General features: G+C 51.9%; 8 protein-coding genes. All 8 read left to right on the forward strand.

Features of this window, described 5'->3' with window-relative positions:
* Positions 1-1,567 (forward strand): cytochrome ubiquinol oxidase subunit I (gene cydA / locus QZF50_RS22290; RefSeq protein ID WP_290388998.1); only part of this gene is annotated, 1,567 nt, incomplete at its 5' end.
* A 15-nt stretch (positions 1,568-1,582) separates the two neighbouring features.
* Complete coding sequence (cydB, locus tag QZF50_RS22295; RefSeq protein ID WP_000568275.1) at positions 1,583-2,722, forward strand: cytochrome d ubiquinol oxidase subunit II; 1,140 nt, start codon at positions 1,583-1,585, stop codon at positions 2,720-2,722.
* A 14-nt stretch (positions 2,723-2,736) separates the two neighbouring features.
* Entirely contained in the window at positions 2,737-2,850 is a 114-nt protein-coding gene (gene cydX, locus QZF50_RS22300; RefSeq protein ID WP_000270282.1) for a cytochrome bd-I oxidase subunit CydX, read from the forward strand.
* Positions 2,850-3,143, forward strand: coding sequence for a cyd operon protein YbgE (gene ybgE, locus QZF50_RS22305; RefSeq protein ID WP_000034602.1), 294 nt, complete (start codon positions 2,850-2,852; stop codon positions 3,141-3,143). The genes cydX and ybgE overlap by 1 nt, the downstream gene beginning before the upstream one ends.
* Positions 3,144-3,292: 149 nt before the next feature.
* Entirely contained in the window at positions 3,293-3,697 is a 405-nt protein-coding gene (gene ybgC / locus QZF50_RS22310; protein ID WP_001098384.1) for a tol-pal system-associated acyl-CoA thioesterase, read from the forward strand.
* Positions 3,694-4,386: a Tol-Pal system protein TolQ gene (gene tolQ / locus QZF50_RS22315; RefSeq protein ID WP_000131314.1), complete on the forward strand. Its 693-nt coding sequence runs from the start codon at positions 3,694-3,696 to the stop codon at positions 4,384-4,386. The genes ybgC and tolQ overlap by 4 nt, the downstream gene beginning before the upstream one ends.
* 3 nt (positions 4,387-4,389) lie before the next feature.
* Positions 4,390-4,818, forward strand: a complete 429-nt coding sequence (gene tolR, locus QZF50_RS22320; RefSeq protein WP_000090097.1) for a colicin uptake protein TolR — start codon at positions 4,390-4,392, stop codon at positions 4,816-4,818.
* 64 nt (positions 4,819-4,882) lie between these two features.
* The coding region (gene tolA / locus QZF50_RS22325; protein ID WP_134360006.1) for a cell envelope integrity protein TolA at positions 4,883-5,434 on the forward strand (552 nt) is incomplete at its 3' end.

A 5,434-nucleotide genomic window follows, 5' to 3' on the forward strand; every position in this document is an offset into this window, starting at 1 on the left:
GTTAGATATAGTCGAACTGTCGCGCTTACAGTTTGCCTTGACCGCGATGTACCACTTCCTTTTTGTGCCACTGACGCTCGGTATGGCGTTCCTGCTGGCCATTATGGAAACGGTCTACGTCCTCTCCGGCAAACAGATTTATAAAGATATGACCAAGTTCTGGGGCAAGTTGTTTGGTATCAACTTCGCTCTGGGTGTGGCTACCGGTCTGACCATGGAGTTCCAGTTCGGGACTAACTGGTCTTACTATTCCCACTATGTAGGGGATATCTTCGGTGCGCCGCTGGCAATCGAAGGTCTGATGGCCTTCTTCCTCGAATCCACCTTTGTAGGTCTGTTCTTCTTCGGTTGGGATCGTCTGGGTAAAGTTCAGCATATGTGTGTCACCTGGCTGGTGGCGCTCGGTTCAAACCTGTCCGCACTGTGGATTCTGGTTGCGAACGGCTGGATGCAAAACCCAATCGCGTCCGATTTCAACTTTGAAACTATGCGTATGGAGATGGTGAGCTTCTCCGAGCTGGTGCTTAACCCGGTTGCTCAGGTGAAATTCGTTCACACTGTAGCGTCTGGTTATGTGACTAGCGCGATGTTCATCCTCGGTATCAGCGCATGGTATATGCTGAAAGGTCGTGACTTCGCCTTCGCTAAACGCTCCTTTGCTATCGCTGCCAGCTTCGGTATGGCTGCTGTTCTGTCTGTTATTGTTCTGGGTGATGAATCCGGCTACGAAATGGGCGACGTGCAGAAAACCAAACTGGCTGCTATTGAAGCCGAGTGGGAAACGCAACCTGCGCCTGCTGCCTTTACTCTGTTCGGCATTCCTGATCAGGAAGAGGAGACGAACAAATTTGCGATTCAGATCCCTTACGCACTGGGCATCATTGCAACGCGTTCCGTGGATACCCCGGTTATCGGCCTGAAAGAGCTGATGGTGCAGCATGAAGAACGCATTCGTAACGGGATGAAGGCGTACTCTCTGCTCGAACAACTGCGTTCTGGTTCTACCGACCAGGCGGTTCGTGACCAGTTCAATAGCATGAAGAAAGACCTCGGTTACGGTCTGCTGCTGAAACGCTATACGCCAAACGTGGCTGATGCGACTGAAGCGCAGATTCAACAGGCAACCAAAGACTCCATCCCGCGTGTAGCGCCGCTGTACTTTGCGTTCCGTATCATGGTGGCGTGTGGCTTCCTGCTGCTGGCAATCATCGCGCTCTCTTTCTGGAGTGTCATCCGCAACCGCATTGGCGAGAAAAAATGGCTTCTGCGCGCCGCGCTGTACGGTATTCCGCTGCCGTGGATTGCTGTAGAAGCGGGCTGGTTCGTGGCTGAATATGGCCGCCAACCGTGGGCTATCGGTGAAGTGCTGCCGACAGCTGTGGCGAACTCGTCACTGACCGCAGGCGATCTCATCTTCTCAATGGTGCTGATTTGCGGCCTGTATACCCTGTTCCTGGTGGCAGAATTGTTCTTAATGTTCAAATTTGCACGCCTCGGCCCAAGCAGCCTGAAAACCGGTCGCTATCACTTTGAGCAGTCTTCCACGACTACTCAGCCGGCACGCTAAGACAGGAGTCGTCAAATGATCGATTATGAAGTATTGCGTTTTATCTGGTGGCTGCTGGTTGGCGTTCTGCTGATTGGTTTTGCAGTCACTGACGGTTTCGACATGGGGGTGGGCATGCTCACCCGTTTCCTCGGTCGTAACGACACCGAGCGTCGAATTATGATTAACTCCATTGCACCACACTGGGACGGTAACCAGGTTTGGCTGATCACCGCGGGCGGCGCACTCTTTGCTGCCTGGCCGATGGTCTATGCCGCTGCGTTCTCCGGCTTCTATGTGGCGATGATCCTCGTGCTGGCGTCTTTGTTCTTCCGTCCGGTCGGTTTTGACTACCGCTCCAAGATTGAAGAAACCCGCTGGCGTAACATGTGGGACTGGGGCATCTTCATTGGTAGCTTCGTTCCGCCGCTGGTAATTGGTGTAGCGTTCGGTAACCTGTTGCAGGGCGTACCGTTCAACGTTGATGAATATCTGCGTCTGTACTACACCGGTAACTTCTTCCAGTTGCTTAACCCGTTCGGCCTGCTGGCAGGCGTGGTGAGCGTAGGGATGATCATTACTCAGGGCGCAACCTATCTGCAAATGCGTACCGTGGGCGAACTGCACCTGCGTACCCGTGCAACGGCTCAGGTGGCTGCGCTGGTGACACTGGTCTGTTTCGCACTGGCTGGCGTATGGGTGATGTACGGTATCGATGGTTATGTCGTGAAATCGACAATGGACCATTACGCAGCCTCTAACCCACTGAATAAAGAAGTGGTTCGTGAAGCTGGCGCATGGCTGGTTAACTTCAACAACACGCCAATTCTGTGGGCTATTCCGGCGCTGGGTGTGGTTCTGCCGCTGCTGACCATCCTGACTGCACGTATGGATAAAGCCGCGTGGGCGTTTGTGTTCTCCTCCCTGACGCTGGCCTGCATCATCCTGACAGCCGGTATCGCAATGTTCCCGTTTGTGATGCCGTCCAGCACCATGATGAACGCAAGTCTGACAATGTGGGATGCAACTTCCAGCCAGCTGACGCTTAACGTCATGACCTGGGTTGCGGTGGTTCTGGTACCGATCATTCTGCTCTACACCGCCTGGTGTTACTGGAAAATGTTCGGTCGTATCACCAAAGAAGATATTGAACGTAACACCCACTCTCTGTACTAAGTAAGGAGCTAAAAATGTGGTATTTCGCATGGATTCTGGGAACGCTTCTTGCCTGTTCGTTTGGGGTAATCACCGCGCTGGCGCTTGAACACGTCGAATCAGGCAAAGCCGGTCAAGAAGACATCTGATGAGTAAGATTATCGCGACTTTGTATGCGGTAATGGACAAGCGCCCCCTGCGGGCGCTTTCCTTCGTGATGGCGCTTCTGTTAGCAGGATGTATGTTTTGGGACCCATCTCGTTTTGCCGCGAAGACCAGTGAACTGGAAATCTGGCATGGTTTATTGCTGATGTGGGCCGTCTGTGCTGGTGTGATTCACGGCGTGGGCTTTCGTCCGCAGAAGGTTCTTTGGCAAGGGATTTTTTGCCCATTGCTTGCCGATATTGTTCTCATTGTCGGGCTGATTTTCTTCTTCTTTTAAATCAGAATTCTCTTTAAAAAATTATGGGCCGCTCCAGGCCCATAAATTTTTACGCTCCCTTAACTTGCCCTCATTCCCAAACCTCAATCGCGCGCGTATAGTAGCAGCGTTTAAAAGCTCTAACTTTTGTTGCATTACCGGGATGTAAAGTGAATACAACGCTGTTTCGATGGCCGGTTCGCGTCTACTATGAAGATACCGATGCCGGTGGTGTGGTGTACCACGCCAGTTACGTCGCTTTTTATGAAAGAGCACGCACAGAGATGCTGCGTCATCATCACTTCAGTCAGCAGGCGCTGATGGCTGAACGCGTTGCCTTTGTGGTACGTAAAATGACGGTGGAATATTACGCACCTGCGCGGCTCGACGATATGCTCGAAATACAGACTGAAATAACATCAATGCGTGGCACCTCTTTGGTTTTCACGCAACGTATTGTCAACGCCGAGAATACTTTGCTGAATGAAGCAGAGGTTCTGGTTGTTTGCGTTGACCCACTCAAAATGAAGCCTCGTGCGCTTCCCAAGTCTATTGTCGCGGAGTTTAAGCAGTGACTGACATGAATATCCTTGATTTGTTCCTGAAGGCTAGCCTTCTGGTTAAACTTATCATGTTGATTTTGATTGGTTTTTCAATCGCATCTTGGGCTATTATTATCCAGCGGACCCGTATTCTTAACGCAGCGGCGCGCGAAGCCGAAGCGTTTGAAGATAAATTCTGGTCTGGAATCGAACTCTCTCGCCTCTATCAAGAGAGCCAGGGGAAACGGGATAATCTGACTGGTTCGGAACAAATCTTTTACAGCGGGTTCAAAGAGTTTGTGCGCCTGCATCGTGCCAATAGCCATGCGCCGGAAGCCGTAGTGGAAGGGGCGTCGCGTGCTATGCGTATCTCCATGAACCGTGAACTTGAAAATCTGGAAACGCACATTCCGTTCCTCGGTACGGTTGGCTCCATCAGCCCGTATATTGGTCTGTTTGGTACGGTCTGGGGGATCATGCACGCCTTTATCGCCCTCGGGGCGGTAAAACAAGCAACACTGCAAATGGTTGCGCCCGGTATCGCAGAAGCGTTGATTGCGACTGCAATTGGTCTGTTCGCCGCAATTCCGGCGGTAATGGCTTATAACCGCCTCAACCAGCGCGTAAACAAACTGGAACTGAATTACGACAACTTTATGGAAGAGTTTACCGCGATTCTGCACCGCCAGGCGTTTACCGTTAGCGAGAGCAACAAGGGGTAAGCCATGGCCAGAGCGCGTGGACGAGGTCGTCGCGATCTCAAGTCCGAAATCAACATTGTACCGTTGCTGGACGTACTGCTGGTGCTGTTGCTGATCTTTATGGCGACAGCGCCCATCATCACCCAGAGCGTGGAGGTCGATCTGCCAGACGCTACTGAATCACAGGCGGTGAGCAGTAACGATAATCCGCCAGTGATTGTTGAAGTGTCTGGTATTGGTCAGTACACCGTGGTGGTTGAGAAAGATCGCCTGGAGCGTTTACCACCAGAGCAGGTGGTGGCGGAAGTGTCCAGCCGTTTCAAGGCCAACCCGAAAACGGTCTTTCTGATCGGTGGCGCAAAAGATGTGCCTTACGATGAAATAATTAAAGCACTGAACTTGTTACATAGTGCGGGTGTGAAATCGGTTGGTTTAATGACGCAGCCTATCTAAACATCTGCGTTTCCCTTGCTTGAAAGAGAGCGGGTAACAGGCGAACAGTTTTTGGAAACCGAGAGTGTCAAAGGCAACCGAACAAAACGACAAGCTCAAGCGGGCGATAATTATTTCAGCAGTGCTGCATGTCATCTTATTTGCGGCGCTGATCTGGAGTTCGTTCGATGAGAATATAGAAGCTTCAGCCGGAGGCGGCGGTGGTTCGTCCATCGACGCTGTCATGGTTGATTCAGGTGCGGTAGTTGAGCAGTACAAACGCATGCAAAGCCAGGAATCAAGCGCGAAGCGTTCTGATGAACAGCGCAAGATGAAGGAACAGCAGGCTGCTGAAGAACTGCGTGAGAAACAAGCGGCTGAACAGGAACGCCTGAAGCAACTTGAGAAAGAGCGGTTAGCGGCTCAGGAGCAGAAAAAGCAGGCTGAAGAAGCCGCAAAACAGGCCGAGTTAAAGCAGAAGCAAGCTGAAGAGGCGGCAGCGAAAGCGGCGGCAGATGCTAAAGCGAAGGCCGAAGCAGATGCTAAAGCTGCGGAAGAAGCAGCGAAGAAAGCGGCTGCAGACGCAAAGAAAAAAGCAGAAGCAGAAGCCGCCAAAGCCGCAGCCGAAGCGCAGAAA

The sequence above is a fragment of the uncultured Escherichia sp. genome (assembly GCF_948475835.1).
Taxonomy (GTDB): Bacteria; Pseudomonadota; Gammaproteobacteria; order Enterobacterales; family Enterobacteriaceae; genus ECMA0423.